The organism is Enterobacter cloacae complex sp. HYC003_NIDB (genome assembly GCF_056673375.1).
In genome coordinates, this window is record NZ_CP114220.1 from 3,001,557 (window position 1) to 3,026,904 (window position 25,348).

Annotated in this window: 22 protein-coding genes; 4 read left to right on the top strand and 18 right to left on the bottom strand. The window is 55.2% G+C overall.

What is annotated here, in order from left to right:
* Nucleotides 1-250 precede the first annotated feature (250 nt).
* Nucleotides 251-2,440, top strand: a complete 2,190-nt coding sequence (gene fhuE / locus O1722_RS14360; RefSeq protein WP_033487233.1) for a ferric-rhodotorulic acid/ferric-coprogen receptor FhuE — start codon at nucleotides 251-253, stop codon at nucleotides 2,438-2,440.
* A 141-nt stretch (nucleotides 2,441-2,581) separates the two neighbouring features.
* Here the strand turns inward: fhuE and ptsG are convergent, their stop codons facing one another.
* From ptsG to yceD, 14 genes are all read right to left on the bottom strand, one after another.
* Nucleotides 2,582-4,015, bottom strand: coding sequence for a PTS glucose transporter subunit IIBC (gene ptsG / locus O1722_RS14365; protein WP_003857942.1), 1,434 nt, complete (start codon nucleotides 4,013-4,015; stop codon nucleotides 2,582-2,584).
* A gap of 297 nt (nucleotides 4,016-4,312) precedes the next feature.
* Nucleotides 4,313-5,107, bottom strand: coding sequence for a metal-dependent hydrolase (locus O1722_RS14370; RefSeq protein WP_017384720.1), 795 nt, complete (start codon nucleotides 5,105-5,107; stop codon nucleotides 4,313-4,315).
* A 10-nt stretch (nucleotides 5,108-5,117) separates the two neighbouring features.
* Nucleotides 5,118-6,122: a DNA polymerase III subunit delta' gene (gene holB, locus O1722_RS14375; RefSeq protein ID WP_017384721.1), complete on the bottom strand. Its 1,005-nt coding sequence runs from the start codon at nucleotides 6,120-6,122 to the stop codon at nucleotides 5,118-5,120.
* Nucleotides 6,119-6,760, bottom strand: coding sequence for a dTMP kinase (gene tmk, locus O1722_RS14380; protein WP_015570821.1), 642 nt, complete (start codon nucleotides 6,758-6,760; stop codon nucleotides 6,119-6,121). The genes holB and tmk overlap by 4 nt, the downstream gene beginning before the upstream one ends.
* Nucleotides 6,750-7,772: a cell division protein YceG gene (yceG, locus tag O1722_RS14385; protein ID WP_017384722.1), complete on the bottom strand. Its 1,023-nt coding sequence runs from the start codon at nucleotides 7,770-7,772 to the stop codon at nucleotides 6,750-6,752. The genes tmk and yceG overlap by 11 nt, the downstream gene beginning before the upstream one ends.
* A gap of 2 nt (nucleotides 7,773-7,774) precedes the next feature.
* On the bottom strand, nucleotides 7,775-8,584 hold the full coding sequence (gene pabC, locus O1722_RS14390; protein ID WP_033487235.1) for an aminodeoxychorismate lyase: 810 nt from the start codon (nucleotides 8,582-8,584) through the stop codon (nucleotides 7,775-7,777).
* Between the two features lie 121 nt (nucleotides 8,585-8,705).
* Complete coding sequence (gene fabF / locus O1722_RS14395) at nucleotides 8,706-9,947, bottom strand: beta-ketoacyl-ACP synthase II (protein ID WP_032104090.1); 1,242 nt, start codon at nucleotides 9,945-9,947, stop codon at nucleotides 8,706-8,708.
* A 91-nt stretch (nucleotides 9,948-10,038) separates the two neighbouring features.
* Nucleotides 10,039-10,275 carry an acyl carrier protein gene (gene acpP / locus O1722_RS14400; RefSeq protein ID WP_003857954.1) on the bottom strand — a complete coding sequence of 79 codons (237 nt, stop codon included), beginning with the start codon at nucleotides 10,273-10,275 and terminating at the stop codon, nucleotides 10,039-10,041.
* A gap of 154 nt (nucleotides 10,276-10,429) precedes the next feature.
* Nucleotides 10,430-11,164, bottom strand: a complete 735-nt coding sequence (fabG, locus tag O1722_RS14405) for a 3-oxoacyl-ACP reductase FabG (RefSeq protein ID WP_003857956.1) — start codon at nucleotides 11,162-11,164, stop codon at nucleotides 10,430-10,432.
* Between the two features lie 12 nt (nucleotides 11,165-11,176).
* The gene (gene fabD, locus O1722_RS14410; protein WP_015570824.1) at nucleotides 11,177-12,106 is read right to left on the bottom strand and encodes an ACP S-malonyltransferase; all 930 of its coding nucleotides are present in this window, start codon (nucleotides 12,104-12,106) and stop codon (nucleotides 11,177-11,179) included.
* A gap of 15 nt (nucleotides 12,107-12,121) precedes the next feature.
* A complete protein-coding gene (locus O1722_RS14415; protein ID WP_017384725.1) occupies nucleotides 12,122-13,075 on the bottom strand; it encodes a beta-ketoacyl-ACP synthase III in 954 nt (317 codons plus the stop codon).
* Nucleotides 13,076-13,081: 6 nt separating this feature from the next.
* Nucleotides 13,082-14,116, bottom strand: coding sequence for a phosphate acyltransferase PlsX (gene plsX / locus O1722_RS14420; RefSeq protein WP_017693638.1), 1,035 nt, complete (start codon nucleotides 14,114-14,116; stop codon nucleotides 13,082-13,084).
* An 81-nt stretch (nucleotides 14,117-14,197) separates the two neighbouring features.
* Nucleotides 14,198-14,371 (bottom strand): 50S ribosomal protein L32, encoded by a 174-nt coding sequence (gene rpmF, locus O1722_RS14425; protein ID WP_003857964.1) that lies wholly within the window; start codon nucleotides 14,369-14,371, stop codon nucleotides 14,198-14,200.
* A gap of 16 nt (nucleotides 14,372-14,387) precedes the next feature.
* On the bottom strand, nucleotides 14,388-14,909 hold the full coding sequence (gene yceD / locus O1722_RS14430) for a 23S rRNA accumulation protein YceD (RefSeq protein WP_003857966.1): 522 nt from the start codon (nucleotides 14,907-14,909) through the stop codon (nucleotides 14,388-14,390).
* A 140-nt stretch (nucleotides 14,910-15,049) separates the two neighbouring features.
* On the opposite strand from yceD, the gene O1722_RS14435 reads away from it, so the two are divergent.
* The gene (locus tag O1722_RS14435) at nucleotides 15,050-15,634 is read left to right on the top strand and encodes a Maf family protein (RefSeq protein ID WP_033487236.1); all 585 of its coding nucleotides are present in this window, start codon (nucleotides 15,050-15,052) and stop codon (nucleotides 15,632-15,634) included.
* Nucleotides 15,635-15,711: 77 nt separating this feature from the next.
* Here O1722_RS14435 and rluC read toward each other — a convergent pair whose 3' ends face one another.
* The gene (gene rluC / locus O1722_RS14440) at nucleotides 15,712-16,659 is read right to left on the bottom strand and encodes a 23S rRNA pseudouridine(955/2504/2580) synthase RluC (protein ID WP_003857970.1); all 948 of its coding nucleotides are present in this window, start codon (nucleotides 16,657-16,659) and stop codon (nucleotides 15,712-15,714) included.
* A 570-nt stretch (nucleotides 16,660-17,229) separates the two neighbouring features.
* Between rluC and rne the strand changes: the two genes are divergently transcribed.
* Nucleotides 17,230-20,346: a ribonuclease E gene (gene rne, locus O1722_RS14445; RefSeq protein WP_023303426.1), complete on the top strand. Its 3,117-nt coding sequence runs from the start codon at nucleotides 17,230-17,232 to the stop codon at nucleotides 20,344-20,346.
* Between the two features lie 40 nt (nucleotides 20,347-20,386).
* Here rne and O1722_RS14450 read toward each other — a convergent pair whose 3' ends face one another.
* The gene (locus tag O1722_RS14450; protein WP_017693641.1) at nucleotides 20,387-21,340 is read right to left on the bottom strand and encodes a LysR family transcriptional regulator; all 954 of its coding nucleotides are present in this window, start codon (nucleotides 21,338-21,340) and stop codon (nucleotides 20,387-20,389) included.
* A gap of 94 nt (nucleotides 21,341-21,434) precedes the next feature.
* Between O1722_RS14450 and O1722_RS14455 the strand changes: the two genes are divergently transcribed.
* Nucleotides 21,435-22,646, top strand: coding sequence for an MFS transporter (locus tag O1722_RS14455; protein WP_032670128.1), 1,212 nt, complete (start codon nucleotides 21,435-21,437; stop codon nucleotides 22,644-22,646).
* A 75-nt stretch (nucleotides 22,647-22,721) separates the two neighbouring features.
* Here the strand turns inward: O1722_RS14455 and flgL are convergent, their stop codons facing one another.
* Both flgL and flgK read right to left on the bottom strand, forming a co-directional pair.
* On the bottom strand, nucleotides 22,722-23,675 hold the full coding sequence (gene flgL / locus O1722_RS14460) for a flagellar hook-associated protein FlgL (protein ID WP_017384730.1): 954 nt from the start codon (nucleotides 23,673-23,675) through the stop codon (nucleotides 22,722-22,724).
* A gap of 16 nt (nucleotides 23,676-23,691) precedes the next feature.
* Nucleotides 23,692-25,332, bottom strand: coding sequence for a flagellar hook-associated protein FlgK (flgK, locus tag O1722_RS14465; protein WP_033487237.1), 1,641 nt, complete (start codon nucleotides 25,330-25,332; stop codon nucleotides 23,692-23,694).
* Nucleotides 25,333-25,348 lie beyond the last annotated feature (16 nt).

Below are 25,348 nucleotides of genomic sequence, written 5' to 3' on the forward strand. Positions count from 1 at the left end.
TGTCCTTTCAACCTTCTCCCGTGATTTCTTTCCTGATTGTCCGCCATCTGGCTGAAGAGGCATCGCTTTAGGACATTTCTTTTCTGAAACCTTATTTCAGTTCATCCCGAAACATCTGTTTACAGCGTTAATCACAATGCGTATATTTCGCATTTGCATTTTCATGCGCATTTTTAACATAGAAAACGACGTCAGCCCGTGCTAGCGGGACTGTCGCGAATTACCTTCACCATTCACTAAGGGTTTGATGATGTCTTTCATTAATCACACCAGGGATGGGCAACGTCAGCCTGCCGCAACACCTTCGTTGCTGGCCGCCTGCATTGCTATGGCATTGACGCCAACCGCCGCTTTCGCTGCTTCAACAACCGAAGATACCGTCGTCGTAGACGGGGGTTTTGACAACACACAGGATCTTTCTGCCAGCCAGGATCAGGATTACAGCGTAAAAACCACCACCACCGGCACCAAACTGTTGCTGGTTCCCCGCGACATCCCACAGTCCGTCAGCGTTATCAGCCAGCAACGTATGGCTGACCAGAATCTGCAATCCATCGGACAGGTGCTGACGAATACCACGGGCATTACGGCCCAGGTGCAGGACAGCGACCGTACCGTGTTTTACTCACGCGGCTTTTTCGTCAGCAACTACGCCTATGACGACCTGCCAACCTCCATCAGTGAAGTGTGGAACTTTGGTGATACCGCCGCGGATACCGCGATTTATGACCGCATCGAAGTGGTTCGCGGCGCCACCGGCCTGATGTCCGGCACGGGCAACCCGGCGGCGTACGTTAATATGGTGCGTAAGCACGCGGACAGCCCGGAATTTAAAGGTAACGTCTCCGCCAGTTACGGCAGCTGGGACAAGCAGCGCTACGTGCTGGATCTCCAGGCGCCGCTGGTAGAGTCAGGTAAGGTACGGGGCCGTCTGATTACGGGTTATCAGGACAACGACAGCTTCGTGGATAACTACCACTACCGGAAGAAATTCCTCTACGGCGTGATGGACGCGGATGTCACCGACAGCACCACCCTCTCGGTAGGGTATGAGTATCAGGAAAGCCATACCGCCGACCCGACCTGGGGCGGGCTGCCGACCTGGTACAGCGACGGAAGTAAGACCCACTACAATCGTAGCCAGACCGTCGCACCTGACTGGGCTTATTCAGATAAAGACAGCACCCGCATCTTCGCTAACCTGACTCAGCGTTTCGATAATGGCTGGGAAGCGCACATCAACGGTATGCACGCTGAAACCAACTTCGACTCCAAACTGATGTATATGTCCGGCTATCCGGATAAAGAGACCGGTGCGGGCCTGGTGGGTTACGGAGGCTGGAACCGTGGGGAACGTAAACAGGATGCGGTTGACGCCTTCCTGCGCGGCGGCTTCGATCTCTTTGGCCGTCAGCACGAAATGATGTTCGGCGGCAGCTTCAGCCGTCAGCGTAACCATTACGACAACTCCATGCCGGATGCGGTATACGGCATGGTTGATGTCGGCAACTTTAAGAACTGGAACGGGAACATCGCCGATCCCCAGTGGACGCCGTGGAAACTCTACAGCAAGGATGATATTCGCCAGTCTTCAGCCTATTCGTCGGCTCGTTTCTCGCTGGCCGATCCGCTGCACCTGATCCTGGGCGCGCGCTACACCCAATATAACATTCGTTATAACCCGGCAGGATCGCCGAATACCCGTCTGGAAAGCACCAAAGATGATGTCACGCCGTACGCCGGCCTGGTGTATGACATCAATGAGGACTGGTCGACCTACGTCAGCTATACCTCTATCTTCCAGCCGCAGGATAAGCGCGATGCCAGCGGACGTTATCTTGACCCTACCACGGGTAAAAGCTACGAAGCCGGGGTGAAGGCGGACTGGTTTAATACCCGCCTCACCACCTCGCTGGCGATTTTCCGCATTGAGCAGGATAACGTCGCCAGCAACACCTATACCTACATGCCGAGCGGTGAGTCGATCTATGAATCGCTGGACGGGGTGGTCAGCAAAGGGGTCGAGTTCGAGCTCAATGGTGCCCTGACCGATAACTGGCAGCTGACCTTCGGCGCGACGCGTTACATCGCAGAAGATAAGAATGGCAACGCCGTCAGCTCCGATCAGCCGCGCACAACCATGAAGCTCTTCACCCGCTATCAGTTGCCAATGCTGCCGGAACTGACCGTGGGCGGTGGCGTAAACTGGCAGAACAAAGTGTGGACGGACGTGGAAGGCGGCCCGGCAGGACGTTCCCGCGCGGAGCAAGGCAGCTATGGGCTGGTGAACCTGTTCAGCCGTTATCAGGTCACCAAAGATTTTGCGGTGCAGGCTAACGTCAACAACCTGTTCGACAAAGAGTATTACGATTACGTCGGCTCTTATGTAGTGTATGGCGCGCCGCTGAACGTCTCGGTGAGCGCGAGCTACGATTTCTGAGTGACAGAAGCCCGGTGGCGCTGCGCTTACCGGGCCTACCCATCACGTAGGCCCGGTAAGGTGCCGCCGCCACCCGGCACCACAAGCCGCAGTAATAAAAAAGGCAGCCATTCGGCTGCCTTAGTCTCCCCAGGTCACAGCTTAGTTGTTGCGGATGTACTCATCCATTTCGGTTTTCAGGTTATCGGATTTCGTACCGAAGATTGCCTGAACACCAGAACCTGCAACAACGACGCCCGCTGCGCCCAGTTTTTTCAGACCCGGCTGGTCTACTTTCGCAACGTCGGCAACGCTCACACGCAGACGAGTGATACACGCGTCCAGGTTAGTGATGTTCTCTTTACCACCGAAGGCAGCTACCAGAGCAGGCGCCATTTCGCTGGTCGCACCGGCTTTGCTGTCTTCCGTTGCATCTTCACGACCCGGCGTTTTCAGGTCCAGTGCTTTGATCAGCACGCGGAAGACGGTGTAGTACACCACTGCGTAGCCCGCACCCACAATTGGGAACAGCCACAGCTTGCTGCTGTTACCGGACAGAACGATGAAGTCGATCAGACCGTGAGAGAAGGACGTACCGTCACGCATACCCAGCAGGATACAGATTGGGAATGCCAGACCTGCCAGTACCGCGTGGATGATGTACAGGATCGGCGCAACGAACATGAAGGAGAACTCGATCGGCTCGGTGATACCGGTCAGGAACGAGGTCAGCGCTGCGGAGATCATGATACCGCCCACTTTTGCACGGTTCTCTGGTTTAGCAGAATGCCAGATCGCAATTGCGGCGGCCGGCAGACCGTACATTTTGAACAGGAAGCCACCAGACAGTTTACCTGCCGTTGGGTCACCCGCCATGTAGCGTGGGATGTCGCCGTGGAACACCTGACCTGCTGCGTTGGTGTATTCACCAATCTGCATCTGGAATGGAACGTTCCAGATGTGGTGCAGACCAAATGGTACCAGGCAGCGCTCAATGAAGCCGTAGATACCGAACGCCACAACCGGGTTCTGGTAAGCCGCCCACTGAGAGAAGGTCTGGATTGCTGTACCGATTGGTGGCCAGATGAAAGACAGAACCACACCGGTGAAAATCGCGGCCAGACCAGAAATGATCGGCACAAAACGTTTACCCGCGAAGAAGCCCAGATACTCAGGCAGCTTGATGCGATAGAAGCGGTTAAACATATACGCTGCAATCGCACCGGAGATGATACCACCGAGAACACCGGTGTCCGCCAGATGCTTAGCGGCAATCTCTTCAGCAGGTAAGTGCAGTACCAGCGGCGCAACCACAGCCATGGTTTTCACCATGATGCCGTAAGCAACAACGGACGCCAGCGCGGATACACCGTCGTTATTGGTGAAGCCCAGAGCAACACCGATAGCGAAGATCAGCGGCATGTTAGCAAAAACAGAACCGCCTGCTTCGGCCATCACGTGGGAAACTACGGCTGGCAGCCAGCTGAAGTTTGCAGAACCGACACCCAGCAGGATACCTGCGATAGGCAGTACGGATACTGGCAGCATCAGCGATTTACCGACCTTTTGCAGGTTAGCAAATGCATTCTTAAACATAATTGAGAGTGCTCCTGAGTATTTGTGCTTTTTTTACGTTTTCACGCATTGGCCCGGGGGGAGTACCGCGCCGTGGACAGGACATCTAAGCGCCCTTTATTTATTACACAGAGTAAAATAATTCCCTCTGAGTTTGTTTGACGGCTATCACGTTTCAGTTCAAGACGGCCAAAAAACTTGCAGATATTTACATAAAGCATGTCTGGATGTGTCTAAAAACGCCATCACCGCCCCAAATGAGGCGGTGAACTTTACTCGTTTTACTTATTAATTACGAGCCTAAAAATAACAGGCGTATCAGACAGATTGCAGGTGGGCGGGGTCGATATGGAACAGACTGGCGAAGTTTTCCGTTGTCACGCGAGCCAGCTCTTCAATACTGACACCTTTCAGAACGGCCATATACTCAGCGACATCCCGGGTCATCGCTGGCTGATTTTCTTTGCCGCGATGAGGCACCGGTGCCAGGTACGGGGAATCGGTTTCCACCAGAATACGATCCAGCGGAACATATCGCGCCGCATCACGCAGTTGCTCAGCATTCCGGAACGTTACAATCCCCGAGAACGAGATATAAAAGCCTAAATCAAGCAGCTTACCCGCCGTTTCTCTGTCTTCAGTGAAACAGTGTAGTACGCCACCGCAATCCGTCACCTTTTCTTCCCGCAGGATCGCCAGCGTGTCGGCGCGCGCATCGCGGGTATGAACGATAACAGGCTTATTCAGTTCACGGCCAATACGGATGTGGTTGCGGAAGGATTCCTGCTGGCGAGGTTTCGTTTCCGGGGTGTAGAAATAGTCGAGACCGGTCTCGCCCATCGCCACTACGCCCTCTTCTGCGGCAAGACGGCGTAAATCCTCAACGTCGTACGCTTCATCCTGATTCAGCGGATGCACGCCGCAGGAGAAGACGACATTATCGCGCTCGCCTACCAGTTCACGCATGGCGCGGTAACCCGGCAACGTGGTCGCCACGGCCAGGCAAAATTTCACATCGCGCGCGGCGGCTTTCGCCAGCACGTCGTCCACATTTTTATGCAGGGACTGATAATCCAGGCCATCGAGATGGCAGTGTGAGTCGACTAAAAACATAATGTCTCTCTCAGAGGTGGGAAACCGGCGGTATGACGCCTGGTTGCAGGTAGTGTTCGATACGCAGTAACTGGTCGGTCAGTAAAAGCTCGCGATTGAGACCGGTTACCGTCAAAAGTTGTTCACGACTCTGGCAGATATCATGAAGGATAGCGTGCAGCGACTGCCCTGACAGGCGATTCGCCAGCGTGGTGACCAGCGCCCACACGTCAGGGTTAGTCAGAAGCGTCGCCCCCTGCTGGATTTTGAGCGCATCCAGCAGCAGCGCGGCCAGCCAGTGCAGCCGTTCCGGTGCCTGATCGCTGTTCAGCGCTGGCAGCACGCTAAGCCAGTCATGGCTGTCGAGGGCTGATTCAACCGCACGACATAGCGTTTCACGCTGGGACCACACTTCCGGCTGCAATAAGGCCAGCGCAGCCGCAGGCGCACCGCTGCACAGGCGCAACGCCGAGCGCGCCGCATCTTGTGACACCGTCACTTCTCGCTCAAGCCAGGCGAGCGCCCAGGATTCCTGAGGGACAGCGAGGTGGTGAAGAAGGCAGCGACTGCGCAGCGTCGCCAGCAAGCGTTCCGGCTCGCGGCAGGAGAGGAAAAACCAGGTATTCTCTGGCGGCTCTTCCAGGGTTTTTAACAGGGCGTTGGCTGCGGCTTCCGTGAGTAGCGCGGCGTCATTCAGCCACACCACTTTCGCCCCCCCCAGACGCGCATATTCGTACAGTTTCTCACTGACCTCACGCACCGCGTCGATACCGAGCGTATTTTTGCCCTTCTCGGGTTCGAGGGTGTAATAGTCAGGATGCGTGCCCGCCTGCATGAGTTGGCAACCCCGGCATTTACCGCAGCTTTTATGTCCTTCCGGCTGTTGGCACATCAGAAAGCGGGTGATGGCGTAAATCAACGCATCATCACCCATTCCCGGCAGCGCCTGGATCAGTAACGCATGATGCCCCCGACCAACCTGATAGCTGCCGATCAGCTGTTCAAAGTGTGGGCGCAACCATGGATACCATTTCATGCCTGCTGCTCCTGTAGCCACTGCGTAACGGTCTGCTGAATATCACGCGTAACGTCTTCAAGGGATTGCGTCGCATCGATGGTACGAATGGTCTTGTCCTGCCCGGCCAGTTCCAGATAACGCGCACGGGTGCGGTTAAAGAAATCAAAAGACTCCTGTTCAATGCGGTCCAGTTCGCCGCGGGCACGGGCGCGCTTCAGGCCCACCTCAGGAGTTACGTCCAGATACAGCGTCAGGTCAGGACGGAAATCGCCCAGAACCGCGTCGCGAAGCGTAGCCAGCATGGCCTGATCGATACCCCGGCCCCCGCCCTGATACGCCTGGGTTGAGAGATCGTGGCGATCGCCAATCACCCATTTCCCTTCTGCCAGAGCGGGTTTGATCACCGTCTCCACCAGCTGAACGCGCGCAGCATAGAACATCAGCACTTCCGCTTTGTCGGTAATAACTTCATCGCCAACGGATTTGATATCCAGAACCAGACTGCGCAGTTTTTCCGCCAGCTGCGTACCGCCCGGCTCGCGGGTAAAGACCATGTCGGCGACGCCAAGCGACGTAAGCGTATCCACCACCACGTTACGGGCAGTTGTTTTGCCCGCCCCTTCGAGTCCCTCAATGACAATGTATTTACTGCGCATTTTTTTCCTTAAGTGCCTTCAGATAGTCCTGAACGGAGCGATTGTGGCTGGCCAGGTTGGTATTAAACGTATGCCCCCCTTTTCCGTCAGCCACAAAATAGAGATACGGCGTTTTGGCCGGGTGCGCGGCGGCCTTCAACGAAGCTTCACTCGGCGTCGCAATCGGTCCAGGCGGCAGGCCGCTAATCACGTAGGTATTATACGCCGTTGGCGTCTCCAGATCTTTTCTGGAAATCCTGCCGTTGTAGTTTTCGCCCATGCCGTAGATGACGGTAGGATCGGTTTGCAAACGCATGCCGATGCGCAGACGGTTAATAAACACCGAGGCAACCTGGTCACGTTCGGCAGCCACGGCCGTCTCTTTCTCGATGATCGAGGCCATCGTCATGAACTGGTTTTGATCTTTATAAGGCAGGCCCTCTGCTCGCCCTTTCCAGGCAGCGTCTACCGCCGCGACCATTTTGTTGTGCGCGCGCTTCAGAATGGCCACATCGGTAGTGCCTGCCGTATACATCCACGTATCGGGCCAGAACCAGCCTTCCACCCACTCGGGATGTTCGAATTTTAAGGCGTCTGCCACGGTCTGGTAGCGGTCATCTTTCAGCGTATGCTTAATGTATGGCGCGTCCCGCAGCTGCCTGAGGTAATCGCTCAGACGCATACCTTCCACAAAACGCAGCGGGAACTGGGCTTCTTTACCACTCTCCAGCAGTTGCAGCATCTCGCGCACGGTCATGCCAGGGGTAAAGCGATAGGTGCCGGCCTTGAAATGGGACAGGTCCGGTTCAATACGCAGCAGCCACTGGAATACGCGTGGGCGATTGATAATTTTGTCGTCATACAGCTGCTGACCAAGCGCCTGCCGCCCGGTCCCCGCTTTCAGGGTAAAAATCGTCTCGTCTTTTATCAGAATCTGACTCTCCGCCAGCTGACGGACTTTCCACACTCCCGCTCCGCCAGCGATACCGAACGCAACGATAAGAAGGAGGACAAAGCGTAACATTTTCTTCATGACTACCTGGTTTGCTCACATAACGGGGCCAGAAACTGGAACAGCTCGCGGGATGACCAGCATTTGCGGCCATAAGCGCGAACGGGGACAACGGGCATCAGCGCATTGCAGATTACGACTTCATCGGCAGACAGCAGCGCCTCTTCCTTAGCGTTGACTTCGACAACGCGAAAGCCTGCGCGTGCCAGCTGGTGCAGACAAAACTGCCGCATAATGCCGTTGACGCCGGCCTGCTCCAGCGAAGGCGTGAACACGTCACTGCCCTTCCGCCAGAGTAAATTAGCCGCACAGCATTCCGTAATGTACCCTTCGCTGTCAAGAACCAGCGCCTCCCCGGCCTCCGTCTGCTCAAGATGAGTACGAATAAGCACCTGTTCAAGGCGGTTGAGATGTTTTATGCCAGCGAGCATCGGGTTTCGCCCCAGACGTACCGGACTTAACGCCATGGCTACGCCCTCTTCACGCCAGTGCGCATAATGGGAAGGATAATCTGAAACGGAAAGGATCCGCGTAGGATGCAGACAGGCAGAACCGCTATAGCCCCGGCCACCGCTCCCGCGGCTAACAATGACTTTCAGGACGCCGCTTGCTTTATCTGACGCCAGCCGACGCATTTCACTTTCAAGAATGTCCCACTGCGAGAAGGGGATCAGTAATGCTTCGCAGGCTTTTTGTAAACGAAGGATATGGGCCCCGAGCAGACACACGCCACCGTCGAGAATACGCGCAGTCGTGAAACAGCCATCGCCAAACTGGGTCGCCCTGTCGCTTGCCGGCAGCGTGTCTTGCTCAAGGCCATTAATTAAAAACATGGTGGCTCCTTATGCGTGGAGGCTCAGTCTGGCAGGATGTGGACAGCCGGACAAGGGGATTCCGCCTAATAAAAAAGGCCCGGCAAGCGGACCTTTTTTTATCGTCAGCGACCAACCAGACTCAGACCTTTTTGAAGATCAGAGAGCCGTTAGTCCCACCGAAGCCGAAGGAGTTACACAGGGTATACTCCATACCGCTAACCTGGCGCGCTTCGTGAGGAACGAAGTCCAGATCGCAACCTTCATCCGGATTATCCAGGTTGATGGTTGGCGGTACAGCCTGATCGCGCAGCGCGAGGATAGAGTAGATTGACTCTACTGCCCCCGCAGCACCCAGCAGGTGACCGGTCATGGATTTCGTGGAGCTTACCATTACGCGGCCGGCAGATTCGCCGAAGATAGACTTAACAGCCTGCGCTTCTGCTTTATCGCCCGCAGGGGTAGACGTCCCATGGGCGTTAACGTAGCCAATCTGTGCCGGCGTAATGCCCGCATCGCGAATGGCGTTTTCCATCGCCAGCGCAGCGCCTGCGCCGTTCTCTGGAGGAGACGTCATGTGATAAGCATCGCTGCTCATGCCAAAGCCAACAACTTCAGCATAAATTTTCGCGCCACGTTTTTTCGCGTGTTCGTACTCTTCCAGTACGATCATACCTGCACCGTCACCCAGCACGAAACCATCACGGTCTTTATCCCACGGACGGCTCGCCGCCTGAGGATTATCGTTTCGGGTAGAGAGCGCACGCGCTGCACCGAAGCCACCGACGCCCAGCGGGGTACTGGCTTTTTCAGCGCCGCCCGCAACCATAGCATCTGCATCGCCGTACGCAATGATACGCGCGGCCTGGCCGATGTTATGCACGCCAGACGTACAGGCTGTCGCGATTGAGATGCTTGGGCCACGCAGGCCGAACATAATGGTCAGGTGACCTGCCACCATGTTGACAATCGTAGACGGAACGAAGAACGGGCTGATTTTACGCGGGCCGCCATTCATCAGAGATGTATGGTTTTCTTCAATCAGACCAAGACCGCCAATCCCGGAGCCGATAGCGGCGCCGATACGGGTCGCGTTCTCTTCCGTAATCTCAAGGCCAGAATCCTGCATGGCCTGAACGCCAGCGACAATTCCATATTGAATGAAGGCATCCATCTTGCGCTGTTCTTTGCGCGAGATGATCTCTTCACAGTTAAAATCCTTTACTAAGCCAGCAAATTTCGTTGCATAGGCGCTAGTATCGAAATGGTCGATTAGGCTGATGCCGCTCTGACCGGCAAGGAGAGCTTTCCAGGTGGACTCTACGGTATTGCCGACAGGAGACAACATGCCAAGTCCGGTCACAACTACACGACGCTTAGACACGCTTGTCCTCCAGGGAGGGATAAAAAAAGAGATTCGTGGGACAACAAAAGATAAAACTCAGGCGGTCGAATGACCGCCTGGAGATGTTCACTTACGCCTGGTGACCGTTGATGTAATCAATGGCAGCCTGAACGGTGGTGATTTTCTCAGCTTCTTCGTCCGGAATCTCAGTATCAAACTCTTCTTCCAGAGCCATTACCAGCTCAACGGTGTCAAGAGAATCTGCGCCCAGGTCTTCAACAAAGGAAGCGGAGTTCACAACTTCTTCCTGCTTAACGCCCAGCTGTTCGCCGATAATTTTCTTAACGCGTTCTTCGATAGTGCTCATACTCTTAAATTTCCTATCAAAACTCGCTTTCGCGATGGTTTTCGTAGTGTATAAAATGTTGAAAAATTTGCAACTAAATCCCGGCAGGTCTTACCACGATTTTACGTTATTTTGAGGCCATTTGCCCAAATAACGCAAATATTTTCGATCGTGATTAAACCATGTACATCCCGCCGTTGACGTGGAGGGTTTCACCAGTGATGTAACCCGCTTCGTCAGAGGCTAAAAATGCAACCGCGCTAGCGATTTCTTTAGGGTCGCCAAGACGACCCGCCGGAACTGCCGCCAGCGTACCCGCACGCTGCTCATCAGTCAGCGCACGCGTCATGTCCGTTTCAATAAAGCCCGGAGCAACAACGTTTACAGTAATTCCGCGGGACGCGACTTCACGCGCCAGCGACTTACTGAAACCGATCAGACCTGCTTTCGCCGCAGCGTAGTTAGCCTGACCAGCATTTCCCATGGTACCAACCACAGAACCTACAGTGATAATACGACCATGACGCTTTTTCATCATAGCGCGCATTACCGCTTTTGACAGACGGAATACAGATGACAGGTTGGTTTCGATAATATCGTTCCACTCGTCGTCTTTCATTCGCATCAGCAGGTTGTCGCGAGTGATCCCGGCATTATTGACCAGAATATCCACTTCGCCAAACTCTGCGCGAATATTTTCCAGAACAGATTCGATAGATGCTGGTTCAGTCACATTCAGTACCAGACCTTTACCGTTCGCACCCAGATAGTCGCTGATGGCCTGTGCGCCATTCTCGCTGGTCGCAGTCCCGATCACCGTCGCGCCGCGCGCAACCAGTGTTTCAGCAATAGCGCGCCCAATACCGCGGCTTGCGCCGGTCACCAGGGCAATTTTTCCTTCAAAACTCATGGTATTCCTCTTTTATTGCGAGAGTGCCGCTTTCATGGCTTCCGGCTCGTTAATCGCCGAGGCAGTCAGGGTGTCTACAATACGTTTTGTCAGACCGGTAAGTACCTTACCTGGACCAACTTCATACAGATGTTCAACGCCCTGAGACGCCATAAATTCAACGGTTTTAGTCCACTGAACCGGGCTGTAGAGCTGGCGAACCAGCGCGTTACGGATAGCCTCCGGCGCGGTTTCGCACTGCACATCGACGTTATTCACAACGGAAATCGTCGGTGCGTTAAAGGTCATTTTTTCCAGCTCAACCGCCAGCTTATCGGCAGCGGGCTTCATCAGCGCGCAGTGAGACGGTACGCTCACCGGCAGGGGCAGTGCACGTTTTGCGCCCGCAGCTTTACAGGCAGCACCTGCACGCTCAACCGCTTCTTTATGACCCGCGATAACCACCTGGCCTGGCGAGTTAAAGTTTACCGGAGAAACGACCTGACCTTCAGCAGATTCTTCACAGGCTTTAGCGATAGACGCATCATCCAGACCGATGATGGCAGACATGCCGCCCGTGCCCTCTGGCACCGCTTCCTGCATGAATTTACCACGCAATTCAACCAGGCGTACCGCGTCAGCGAAGGCAATCACCCCTGCGCAGACCAGCGCAGAGTATTCACCCAGGCTATGACCCGCCATCAGCGTCGGCGCTTTGCCGCCCTGCTGCTGCCATACGCGCCACAATGCGACGGAGGCTGCCAGCAGTGCCGGTTGAGTCTGCCAGGTTTTGTTCAGCTCTTCAGCGGGACCCTGTTGGGTCAGCGCCCACAGATCATAACCCAGCGCGTCAGAGGCTTCACGGAAAGTCTCTTCAATAACCGGATAGTTTGCTGCCATTTCAGACAACATCCCAACAGTTTGCGAGCCCTGTCCCGGGAACACAAAAGCAAATTGCGTCATTTTTTAATCCTTATCCTAGAAACGAACCAGCGCGGAACCCCAGGTGAACCCGCCACCAAAGGCTTCAAGCAAGACCAGTTGGCCCCGTTTAATTCGTCCATCGCGTACCGCTTCGTCAAATGCGCACGGTACCGATGCCGCAGAGGTGTTGCCGTGGCGATCAAGCGTCACCACAACGTTATCCATAGACATGCCCAGCTTCTTCGCCGTCGCGCTGATGATACGCAGGTTCGCCTGATGCGGCACCAGCCAGTCGAGTGCGGTGCGTTCAAGGTTATTGGCTTCCAGCGTCTCATCGACAATATGCGCAAGCTCAGTCACCGCCACCTTGAATACTTCATTACCTGCCATGGTGAGGTAAATGGAGTTATCAGGATTAACGCGATCGGCGTTAGGCAGCGTTAACAGCTCGCCGTAGCGGCCATCGGCATGCAGGTGCGTGGAGATGATGCCCGGCTCTTCGGACTGCCCCAGCAGCACCGCGCCCGCGCCATCGCCAAAAATAATGATCGTGCCGCGATCGGTTGGATCGCAGGTACGCGCCAGCACATCAGCGCCGATCACCAGCGCATATTTTACGGCGCCCGATTTTACATACTGATCGGCGATGCTCAGCGCATAGGTGAAACCCGCGCACGCTGCTGCAACATCAAATGCCGGGCAGCCTTTGATGCCGAGCATGTTCTGCACCTGGCACGCTGCGCTTGGGAAGGCATGCGTGGCAGAGGTTGTCGCCACCACAATAAGCCCGATCTGTTCTTTATCAATGCCAGCCATCTCAAGCGCTCGCTGAGCGGCTTCGTAGCCCATGGTGGACACAGTTTCGTCTGGCGCGGCGATACGACGTTCACGGATACCTGTGCGCGTGACAATCCACTCGTCAGACGTATCTACCATTTTTTCAAGATCGGCGTTGGTACGCACTTGTTTTGGCAGGTAGCTGCCGGTACCTAAAATCTTCGTATACATGTACGCTCAGTCACTTTTAGCTAATACAGATCCCAGGCGAGCGGCAATCCTCTGAGGGACTTGTCGCTGCACCGCCTGCACTGCCTGTTCAATCGCGACGGTAAATGCTCGCTGATTGGCGGCGCCATGACTCTTAATCACGATGCCGCGCAATCCTAACAGACAGGCGCCATTATACTGGTCGGGGTTGAGGTGACTGAATCGCCGCGTCAGGCTTTTTTGTAACCAACGCTTTAATAAAATCAGCCACCAGGACCTTTTTTTACCTTCTCCCTGCGATTTCAGCAGAGAAAGGAACATTCGTACGACCCCTTCCATGGTCTTCAACGTCACGTTTCCGGTGAAGCCATCACACACTAATACATCCGTTTTGCCCGTCAGCAACTCATTGGCTTCGAGATAACCAATATAGTTGATGGAGGGGACCTGTTTGAGTATTTCCGCAGCGTCGCGGATACTGTCCAGGCCTTTAGTCTCTTCTTCACCAATATTCAGTAAAGCAACGCGGGGATTGTTAATCCCGACCACGTCTTCAGCCAGCACCGACCCCATAACGGCAAACTGAGCCAGCATTGTACTATCACAATCCACGTTAGCGCCCAGATCCAGCACCACCGTTTTGCCCTTCTGCTGATGCGGTAATACCGTCACCAGCGCCGGACGCTCAATGCCCTCAATCGGCTTGAGCAATAATTTCGACAGCCCCATCAGCGCACCAGTATTTCCCGCGCTGACGCAAGCCTGCGCTCGCCCTTCTTTCACCAGCTCCAGCGCCATTCGCATAGAGCTGCCGCGGCTATTACGAATAGCCTGCGATGGCCGGGCATCACTGGCAATAACTGACTGCGCAGGAATAATCTGCAGACGCGAACGTTGTTCAAAGTCAGCTTTTGCAAGTAATGGCGTGATTGTGTCGGGATTACCGACTAAAAGAAGTGTGAGTTGCGAATTAGAATTCAGTGCCTGCAATGCTGCAGGCACTGTCACGGTAGGGCCAAAATCTCCCCCCATGACATCTAACGCCAGGGTTAGACGTGTCAAGGTATCGTCGCAGCCTGGTTCGGTAAACTCCCCGTTTGCACGGGGAAGTTCCTCACTAAGCCTAATCACGCTGACGCGTGATTACTTAGTGATAACCTTGCGGCCGCGGTAGAAACCGTCAGCGGTGATGTGGTGACGCAGGTGTTTCTCACCAGAAGTCTTGTCTACAGACAGGCTGGTAACTGCGGTCAGCGCGTCATGGGAACGACGCATGCCACGTTTGGAACGGGTTGGTTTATTCTGTTGTACGGCCATGGACCTTACTCCTCAATTACTTACGCTTTAAGCTGGCTAATACGGCAAATGGGTTTGGTTTTTGCGCTTCATCAGGCAGTTCCCCAAAGACCATGTCCGCCTCGGACACTTCACAGTGTTCAGAATCATGCACCGGAACGACTGGCAGGGAGAGGATGACTTCATCTTCAACCAGCGCCAGAAGATCGATTTCACCGAATTCGTTAACCTCAATCGGCTCATACGCTTCCGGGAGTGCTTCAGCCTGTTCGTCAGAACGAACCGGACTAAAACAATACGTTGTGTGAACATGCTGTACAAACGGTTTCCCGCAACGCTGACATTCGAGCGTTACCGTCACCTTTGCATCACCGGTTAACACGGCGAGACGCTGGTTGTCGATAGCGAACGACATGGAGCATTCTACATCACTGTCCACACTGACTACAGATTCGGCAATACGCTCAGCCTGATCGGAAGAATAGATTCCTTCGTAATCGAGGCGTTTTTGAGCCGTACGAACCGGATCAAGAGTCAGGGGTAATTTTACCTTTTGCATAGGGCGCGCATATTAACTTTGTAACGTCATAGAGTCAAAGAAAAAGGCAACCAGAGCTGCCTTTTGCCAATTATTCGCACACATTGCGGCCTGTAGTTTAAAATGGCTGGCATCGATACGCTATATCTGGTGATAAAAATATGCCAAATCTCGTCCTTGCTTCCACTTCACCTTATCGCCGAATGCTGCTGGAAAAGCTCGGGATCCCGTTTGAATGCGCCACGCCGGAGGTGGATGAAACGCCACAGCCGGGCGAGTCACCGCGTCATCTGGTGACCCGTCTCGCGAAAGAGAAAGCACAGTCGCTGGCCGTACGTTACCCCGCTCATCTGATTATAGGCTCCGATCAGGTTTGTGTGCTGGACGGCGAAATCACCGGTAAACCGCATACGGAAGAAAACGCCTGCCAGCAGTTGATGCGAGCACGTGGCACTATCGTAACCTTTTATACGGGTCTTGCGCTCTACAACTCCGCCTCAGGCCATCTGCAAACGGAATGTGAACCCTTCGACGTGCACTTCCGTCATCTCAGCGAGCAGGAGATTATGGATTATGTGCGTCGGGAACGTCCGCTAAACTGTGCAGGGAGCTTTAAAAGTGAAGGACTAGGGATTGCGTTGTTCGACAAGCTCGATGGCCGCGATCCCAACACGCTGGTGGGGTTGCCGCTGATTGCGCTGTGCCAGATGTTAAGGCGAGAAGAGTGTAATCCGCTGACGATGTGACCGTTGCGGCCTGATGCCCACAGGGAGAGGGAGAAAAACATGTAGGCCGGGTAAGCGCAGCGCCACCCGGCACAAAATCAGCCGCGCAGAACTTTCAGACAGCGTTTGAGCTGCTCATCCAGCGGCGCTTCAATACGGATAACTTCGCCGGTATTAGGATGGGTAAATTTCAGCGCTGCCGCGTGCAGGAACAGACGCGACAGCCCTGTTCCCGCCAGCTGCTTATCAAATTCGCGATCGCCATAGCGGTCATCAAACGCAATCGGATGGCCCGCAAACTGGGTATGGACGCGAATCTGGTGGGTACGCCCCGTCACCGGACTACAGCGTACCAGCGTGGCGAATTCGTAGCGCTCTTCAACTTTAAAGCGCGTCTCAGACGGTTTCCCTTCCTGATTAACACGAACAATACGCTCGCCGCTTTGCAGAATATTTTTCAGCAGCGGCGCCTGCACCACTTTCACGTGGGACTGCCACTGGCCGCGCACCAGCGCCAGGTAATCTTTCTGCATCCCTTTTTCGCGCAGCTGTTCATGCAGTGAACGCAGCGCAGAACGTTTTTTCGCCACCAGCAGCACGCCAGAGGTATCGCGGTCAAGACGGTGAACCAGTTCGAGGAAACGCGCTTCCGGGCGCAGCGCGCGTAACCCTTCAATCACGCCGAAGCTCAGACCGCTCCCCCCGTGTACCGCCGTTCCGGACGGTTTATTCAGCACCAGAATGTGGTCGTCCTCATAAAGGATAACGTCGCTCAGGGCCGCGACTTTTTGCAGCTTCGGAGAAACGACCTCTTCTTCACGCTCTGCAACACGTACCGGTGGGATCCGGACTTCATCGCCCGCCTCGAGCTTATACTCTGGCTTCACGCGTTTTTTGTTCACCCGCACCTCGCCCTTACGCAAGATGCGATAAATCATACTTTTTGGCACGCCCTTCAACTGGGTGCGCAAAAAATTATCGATACGTTGCCCCGCCTCGTCGTCGGCGATGGCAACCATTTTTACGGCTGGAGTCTCTGTTTTCATGGTTGGCGATTCTAAATAGCGTCAGACATTAGCGCCACTCATTTTTCTATGCTTATATTTACTTTTATCCGGACCACTCCCCTTTCGCGCAATCGATTTGGTGGTTATTAAACCAATCACCCCGTTGAAGTGAAGAAACTGTGAGTAACCGGGTGATAATTGGTAAAAGTCATCTTGCTATAACCCGGCGAGCAGTGGAATAATGAATCCGTTTTCCGCGTTAAATCCGGGTTTTGTAAGGATGTCGACGGAATGACCAATTTTGTCTGACCGATCATCCACGCAGCAATGGCGTAAGACGTATTGATCTTTCAGGCAGTTAGCGGGCTGCGGGTTGCAGTACTTCCCGGTATAAGGATTGTTCTCTGGAGAGTTTTCCCAGGCAATTCCCCTGATAATTGCGCTGTGTTTCCGTATGAAACACAGGCAACCGACACTCTGCGCCTCTTAAGCGAGCGACAACCGTGAGGTTGGCGACGTGAATAGACACGAGGCCATCGGTTCATACCCCGGAAAGCGTCACCTTGCCCGCAGCTTTGTCGTCAATGTAAGAATAACGAGTAAGTTACGATGAAAAGAATGTTAATCAACGCAACTCAGCAAGAAGAGTTGCGTGTCGCCCTTGTGGATGGGCAGCGCCTGTACGATCTGGATATCGAAAGTCCTGGACACGAACAGAAAAAAGCGAACATTTACAAAGGCAAAATCACCCGCATTGAACCAAGCCTTGAAGCTGCATTTGTCGATTACGGTGCTGAGCGTCACGGTTTCCTTCCTCTCAAAGAAATCGCCCGCGAATATTTTCCTGCAAACTACAACTCCCATGGCCGTCCGAACATTAAAGATGTTCTGCGTGAAGGTCAGGAAGTTATCGTCCAGATCGATAAAGAAGAGCGTGGCAACAAAGGTGCCGCACTGACCACCTTTATCAGCCTGGCAGGAAGCTATCTGGTATTGATGCCAAACAACCCGCGTGCGGGTGGCATCTCTCGCCGTATCGAAGGCGATGACCGTACCGAGCTGAAAGAAGCGCTGGCAAGTCTCGAGCTGCCAGACGGCATGGGCCTTATCGTGCGCACCGCAGGCGTCGGCAAATCTGCCGAAGCGTTGCAGTGGGACCTGAGCTTCCGTCTGAAGCACTGGGAAGCCATCAAGAAAGCGGCTGAGAGCCGTCCTGCTCCGTTCCTGATCCACCAGGAAAGCAACGTTATTGTGCGTGCCTTCCGTGATTATCTACGTCAGGACATCGGTGAAATTCTGATTGATAACCCGAAAGTGCTTGAGCTGGCTCGCCAGCACATCGCCGCGCTGGGTCGCCCGGATTTCACCAGCAAAATTAAACTGTACACCGGTGAAATCCCGCTGTTCAGCCACTATCAGATTGAATCCCAGATCGAGTCTGCCTTCCAGCGTGAAGTGCGTCTGCCGTCCGGCGGTTCTATCGTAATTGATACCACCGAAGCGCTGACCGCTATCGACATCAACTCCGCGCGTGCAACCCGTGGCGGCGACATCGAAGAGACCGCCTTCAACACCAACCTTGAAGCCGCTGATGAAATCGCCCGCCAGCTCCGCCTGCGCGACCTGGGTGGTCTGATTGTTATCGACTTCATCGACATGACCCCGGTTCGCCATCAGCGTGCGGTTGAAAACCGTCTGCGTGAAGCGGTGCGCCAGGATCGCGCACGTATCCAGATTAGCCATATCTCGCGCTTCGGCCTGCTGGAAATGTCCCGTCAGCGTCTGAGCCCGTCACTCGGCGAGTCCAGCCATCACGTCTGCCCGCGCTGTTCCGGTACGGGTACCGTGCGTGACAATGAATCGCTCTCCCTCTCTATTCTGCGTCTGATTGAAGAAGAAGCGCTGAAAGAGAACACCAAAGAGGTTCACGCCATCGTTCCGGTGCCGATTGCCTCCTACCTGCTGAACGAAAAACGTGCAGCGGTAAGCGCAATCGAAGCGCGTCAGGGCGGCGTTCGCTGCATCATCGTGCCAAACGACGAGATGCAAACCCCGCACTATCACGTGCTGCGCGTGCGTAAAGGCGAAGAGACAAGCACCCTCAGCTACCTGCTACCGAAGCTGCATGAAGAAGAAATGGCGCTGCCATCGGATGAAGAGCCTGCCGAGCGTAAACTGCCTGAGCAGCCTGCATTAGCAACCTTCATCATGCCGGAAGCCCCGCCGGAAGCGACGCTGGAAAAACCAGCGGCAAAACCTGCCGTGCAAAAGGCGGCCCCTGCCGCGCCAAAAGCGCAGCCTGAGCAGCCGGGTCTCCTGAGCCGCATCTTCGGCGCGCTGAAAAAAATGTTTGCTGGCGAAGAAGTTCAGCCTGAGCAGCCGAAAGAAGCGCCAAAAGAAGCGAAACCAGAGCGTCAGCAGGACCGTCGTAAGCGTCAGAACAATCGTCGCGATCGTAATGACCGCAACGACCGTAGCGATCGTAACGAGCGCCGTGATAATCGTTCCGAGAACAACGAAGGTCGTGAACAACGCGAGGACAACCGTCGCAACCGTCGCGAGAAGCAACAGCAGAACGTTGAAGATCGTGAAATTCGCCAGCAGGCGGGCGATGAGTCCGAGAAGAGCAAACAGCGTGACGAGCAGCAACCTCGCCGCGAGCGTAACCGTCGTCGTAACGACGAGAAACGCCAGGCCCAGCAGGAAGTCAAAAACCTGAACCGCGAAGCGCCTGTTGAACAGCAGGACACGGAGCAGGAAGAGCGTACTCAGGTTATGCCGCGTCGTAAGCAGCGTCAGCTGACCCAGAAAGTACGTGTGGGTGCTGTTCAGACGGAAGAAAACGACGTTATCGCGGTTGAAGCAGCAGAAAGCACAACGGGTACCCAGGTCGCGAAAGTTGACCTGCCAGCCGTAGTGGAAAATCAGGTTGAGCAGGACGAAAGCAGCGAAAACCGTGACAACGCAGGTATGCCGCGTCGCTCCCGTCGTTCTCCGCGTCACCTGCGCGTGAGCGGCCAGCGTCGTCGTCGCTACCGTGACGAGCGTTACCCGACTCAGTCGCCAATGCCGCTGACCGTGGCGTGCGCGTCACCTGAGATGGCATCCGGTAAAGTCTGGATCCGTTATCCGGTTGCTCGCCCGGAGCAGGCTGTTGAAGAACAGGCTGTGACCGAAGAGGTGATTGCACCGGTAGCAGCGGTGGAAGACGTCGTGACTGAAGCAGCAACCGTGGTTGAACCGCAGGTTGTTGACACGGTGGCACCGCAGGCTGTGGAAGTTGAAACGACCCATCCTGAAGTCATTGCTGCGCCGGTTGATGCCGCCCCGCAGATCATTGCCGAAGAAGATACCGTGGTGGCTGAAGAAGTCGCGGAGGAAGCTGAGCCGGTCTCCGCAGCAGAAGAACCCGCAGACGTTACCGTCGAAACGGTGACGGAAGAGGTTGTTCAGGACGTCGAGATTCAGGTTGAGCCTGTTGTCGAAGAGGTCAAAGAGGCTGAAGTGAAATCCGAGCCGGTTGAGGTCGTTGCCGCTCCAGCGCCTGCTCACGTTGCTACCGCGCCGATGACTCGCGCCCCGGCACCTGAGTATGTACCTGAAGCGCCACGCCATAGCGACTGGGTTCGTCCGGCATTCAACTTCGAAGGCAAAGGTGCTGCCGGTGGTCACAGTGCAACGCACATGGCTACTGCGCCAGCGACCCGTCCTCAGCCTGTTGAATAACGCACGCTAAGACTGAAAGCCGACCTTCGGGTCGGCTTTTTTATGGCTGTTGCAGGGGCTTTCTCATTCCGGTGACCTCCGGCATTATCTGCCGCATCAGCTCCAGAAAACGCCGCAAGCGCGCCGGATAATAACGAGACCAGGGGTAAACCAGATGTACCGGTAACGCTGCCGGCTGCCACTCTGGCAGTAGATGCACCAGTCGTCCTTCCTGAATATCATCCTGTACTGTCCAGCTGGATACCACCGCCACGCCCAGCCCGGTGAGTGCCGTATTGCGCGCCACATACAGGCTGTCGGTACTCAGGCGTGGCGTAATGGTAACCCGCGCCGGGGCAGATGATGCATCGAGGAAAAGCTCCACATGACGTTGATAAAAAGAGCTGATGGCAATCCAGGGAAGCTGCTGCAAATCTTCCGGCGTTTTAACCGCGGGATAACGGGCCAGTAATTCCGGTGAAGCCACCACCGAGCGCGGCACTTCAGCCAGCAGCACGGACACGGTTGCCGGATCGACTTCCACACCCACCCGAATAGCACAGTCAAGGTTGTCGCCGAGGAAATCAACCGAGCGATCGTTAAGCATCCACTCAACAGAAAGCTGGGGATAGCGCTGTAAAAATTCGGTTAACGGTTTCAGAAGCTGATCCTGGCCAAACGCGTGCGGGGCGCGCACCCTCAGCACCCCAACCGGTTCATCTTCCGTCTGCCCTACCTCGTCTTCCAGCGCCAGCCAGCTGTCAATCACCCGTCGGGCATGCTGATAGCAGCGTTCGCCGTCATCGGTCAGCCGGGTCGTATGGGTTGTGCGCAGCATCAGGCGTACTCCCAGCATGGTCTCAAGCGACTGCAACCGTCGGCTCACCGTGGCCTGGGTTGTTGCCAGCTGACGTGCCGCCGCAGAAAGAGACCCCGCCTCCACAATGCGAACAAACGTTCGCATCAGTTCTACCCGATCTATACGCTCAGACCTTTTCATACCATTTTTACCCATACGCCACACGTATAAGCGTTTTACCACCGCGCCCGCTACCGTCGCAAGGCGTACTGATAAAAAATAGCCGCACACGACGAATGAGGTACATCTTATGAACACAACCACCACCCGGGCAGTAAGCCGCTGGGTAATCTTAATGCTGGCGCTCGGTGCGGGCTTTAGCGTGGCATCCATCTATTATGCCCAGCCTCTGCTGCCGCTGATGGGCTCAGACCTGCATCTGAGCATCGAAGGCATGGGCATGGTCCCGACGCTCACCCAGGCGGGTTATGCCCTGGGCATCCTGTTTCTGCTCCCGCTCGGCGATCGTCATGACCGCAGAACGCTGATCCTGATAAAAAGCGCGGCCCTGGCGCTGTTCCTGCTGGGTTGTAGCCTGACCGGACAACTGCACTCCCTGCTGCTCACCAGCCTGCTGATTGGCATGGCCGCCACCATGGCGCAGGATATTGTCCCGGCCGCAGCGATCCTCGCGCCGGAAGGTAAACAGGGAAAAACGGTCGGCACGGTGATGACCGGCCTGCTGCTGGGGATTTTGCTCTCCAGAACCGTGAGCGGCGTGGTGGGTGAGGCCTTTGGCTGGCGGGTGATGTATCAGCTGGCCGCCGCAAGTATTGCCTTTATTGGCGTGGTGATGTGGGCCGTGCTTCCCCGCTTCGCCGTTCACTCCACGCTGAGCTACCCGGCGCTGATGCGCTCCATGGAACACCTCTGGCGCCGATATCCGGCGCTGCGTCGGGCCGCGCTGGCCCAGGGTTTTCTGTCGATTGCCTTTAGCGCATTCTGGTCAACGCTGGCGGTCATGCTGCTGGAACGGTATCACCTTGGCAGTGCCATAGCGGGTGGATTTGGTATTGCCGGAGCCGCTGGCGCGCTGGCCGCACCGCTGGCGGGTGGTCTTGCCGATAAGCTGGGCGCAGGTAAAGTGACCCAGCTGGGTGCCGCGCTGGTGACCCTCTCGTTTGCCCTGATGTTCCTGATGCCGGCACTTGGTGTACACGGTCAGTTGATCCTGATTGCCCTCTCCGCGGTCGGTTTCGATCTCGGCTTGCAGTCCAGCCTCGTGGCCCACCAGAACCTGGTCTACAGCCTTGAGCCGCAGGCCCGCGGACGCCTGAACGCCCTGCTGTTTACCGTCATTTTCATCGGAATGGCGCTGGGTTCGGCATTAGGCAGCAATATCTATACGCTGGCAGGCTGGTCTGGCGTGGTGGCTCTGGCAACCCTGTGTGGTGCCATTGCGCTGGCTATCAGAGTGATTGAAAGCGCCCGGGTGCTGTCCGCACAGGCAGAAAGTGTATAAAAAAAATGCCCAACCCGGACGGGTTGGGCAGTCAAAACATGCCCAGTTTCAAGACATGTCAAACAGGTCAGAGTCTTATTTGTTCATCTGGAACAAAGACATACCCTGCATATCGCTAAAGGCTTTATACGAGGCCTGCAACGCCGCCTGCTGCATGGTGTAGGACGAAATCACCGAGTTCCAGTCCACGTCAACCAGGTTACTCATCTGCTGCGTCTGACCCAGCGCGCGGTCTTCACCCAGAGCGTCCAGCTTGCCCAGCTCATCCAGCTTGATGCCGAGGTCGGCGCGCACGGTCAGCACGTTGTTGAGGGAGTTGCTCAGGCCACGGTTGGCTTTATCAATAGCCGCCGTAAACGCCTCGGCTTTCGTTTCGTCCTCCCCAATCGGCGTATTCAGCGCTTCAATTGCGGAGTCGAGGATCTTGAACAAATTCGTTTCCGGCGCACTACCATCTGGCTCTGGCTTGGCATTACTGGTGAAGCTATCGAAAACTTCAGTGCCCGTATGGCTGATTTGCATCGTGCGCGCGGAGTCAACCTGCTGGCTGATTGGCGTTCCGCCGCCCTTATAATCCCCCGTTGCCTGGTCGAAAGCCGCCGCTTCGGTCTTGTAACCGGAAAAAATATAGCGACCGTTACCGTCCGTGCTGTTAGCGAGGTTCATGAGCTGATCGCGAATACCTTGCAGGTTCGTGGCCAGCGAAGCGCGGTCATCGTCACTTAACGTACCGTTGCCCGCATTGACAATCTTTTCCTGAGCAGCCTGGATGGCGGTTGTCACTTGCGATAACACGTTCTCTTCCAGCGAGACTTTCGTCGTAGCGAAAGAACGTGCCAGCGCATACTGGCTGTTTTGCGTTTGGGCCTGAGAGAGCACAACGGCCTGCGAGGCGGCAATCGGATCGTCAGACGGACGGTTGATACGCTTCCCCGTAGACATCTGCTCGCCGTAGCTGAGCCAGAGACTTTGGGAGTTCGTCACGCCGCGCATGCTTTGCTCATACATCATTTGAGTACTAATACGCATTTTTTATGCCTCAGCCTTAGCGGATATTGATCAATGCATCAAACAGCGTGCTCGCCGTTTGCAGCACCTGCGCATTCGCCAGATAGTACTGCTGATAGCGTTGCAGGTTGCCATACTCTTCATCCAGGTTAACCCCGGAGATTGACTGCTGTTGTTTGGTCAGCTGCGTCACCACGTTAACTTTGGTTTCGCTGCTGGTTTTCAGCGACGCCGTGGTGCTGCCCACCGTACTGACCAGCGCGGCATAAGCATCGTTAAAGGTTTTGTTCCCTCCCACCAATTTGGCGCTCTGTAAATCCAGCAGCTTCTGGCCATTGGTATTGTCGCTTTCACCGCTTCCTTTCGCGGAGGCCATCGCCAGTTTGGATTCGTCGCTGATCGCTACGTCCATATTCACAATGACGTCATTCACCGGTTTGACGATGAAACTGTCTTTATTATTGGCTGAGCCGCTAATCTTAACGTTGAGACCATCAAACGACAGATTACCGCTGGCGTCAGGCTTGGCCGTGAAGCTGGTGTTGTCCGACAGACGCGTGATTGTCCAGTCAGTACCGTTGTACTCAACTTTATAGTTTGTCGCCTGAACCTTTGTACTGTCCGTCATCGTGGCCGTAACGGACGCGCTTCCGGTGTTTTTACCGTTACTCAGCACTGCCGGAGAGCCAAAATCAAACAGCTTGCCGCCTGCATCCCCGTTGGCATCAAAGCCAGCCTGGTGCTGGGTATTCATGGCATCCGCAAACGCCAGCGCCATCTGGTTAAGGGTGTTTCGCGCCTGATCCAGATCCTGAGAACGGAACGTTAACAGCCCCCCAAGCGACCCCGTGGTGATCTGTTTTTCTGAGATTTCCACGTTGCCCGCAGCGGCATCCACATACGCAATTGTTGTACGCGCTGGGTCCGCACTGGATTTCACCGCCGCCAGCTGGCTGGCGTTGCTGCCCTGTACCAGTGTGTAACCATTGGCGATAGAGATGTTGTAGGTGCCGCTGTCCTGTACGGTGACGTCCACACCGACAATCTTGTTCAGTTCACTCACCAGCTGATCGCGCTGATCGAGCAGTTCATTCGGGGATGCGCCCGCACCGACGCCAGTCAGCCGGGAGATCTGATCGTTAAGATTAGCAATCTGTTTCGCGTAGTTATTGATCTGATCGACGCTGGTAGAAATCGCCGTATTGACCTGTGCATCCTGATCGCGGAGATATTGATCGTTGGTTTTAAACTGGTTTACCAGACCATCCGCCTTCCCGAGTACCGTCTGGCGTGCAGCCGGATCTTCAGCGTTACTCACCAGCGTTTGCAGGCTTTTAAAGAAATCCTGGAGGTTGGCAGAAAGCGAGTTTGTGGTATCAGAAAGCACGTCGTCAATTTTTGACATCTGCTGGTAGCGCGTGGTCAGCCCACTGCTCTGGTTCTGCGCCGCGCGCAGCTGGTTGGTGATAAACGCATCATATTCACGCTGAACACCGGAGACATAGACCCCGTTACCCACCCAGCCACCGCCGGTCAGGGTGCTGTTTGATGCCCCCAGAATGGTGGTCTGGCGGGTATAACCTGCCACGTTGTAGCTTGAAATATTATTACTGACGGTATTGAGTGCCGACTGCGCAGCACTGAGGCCACTCATGGCGCTGTTAATCAAACTGGACATGGGGGTTCCTTTTATA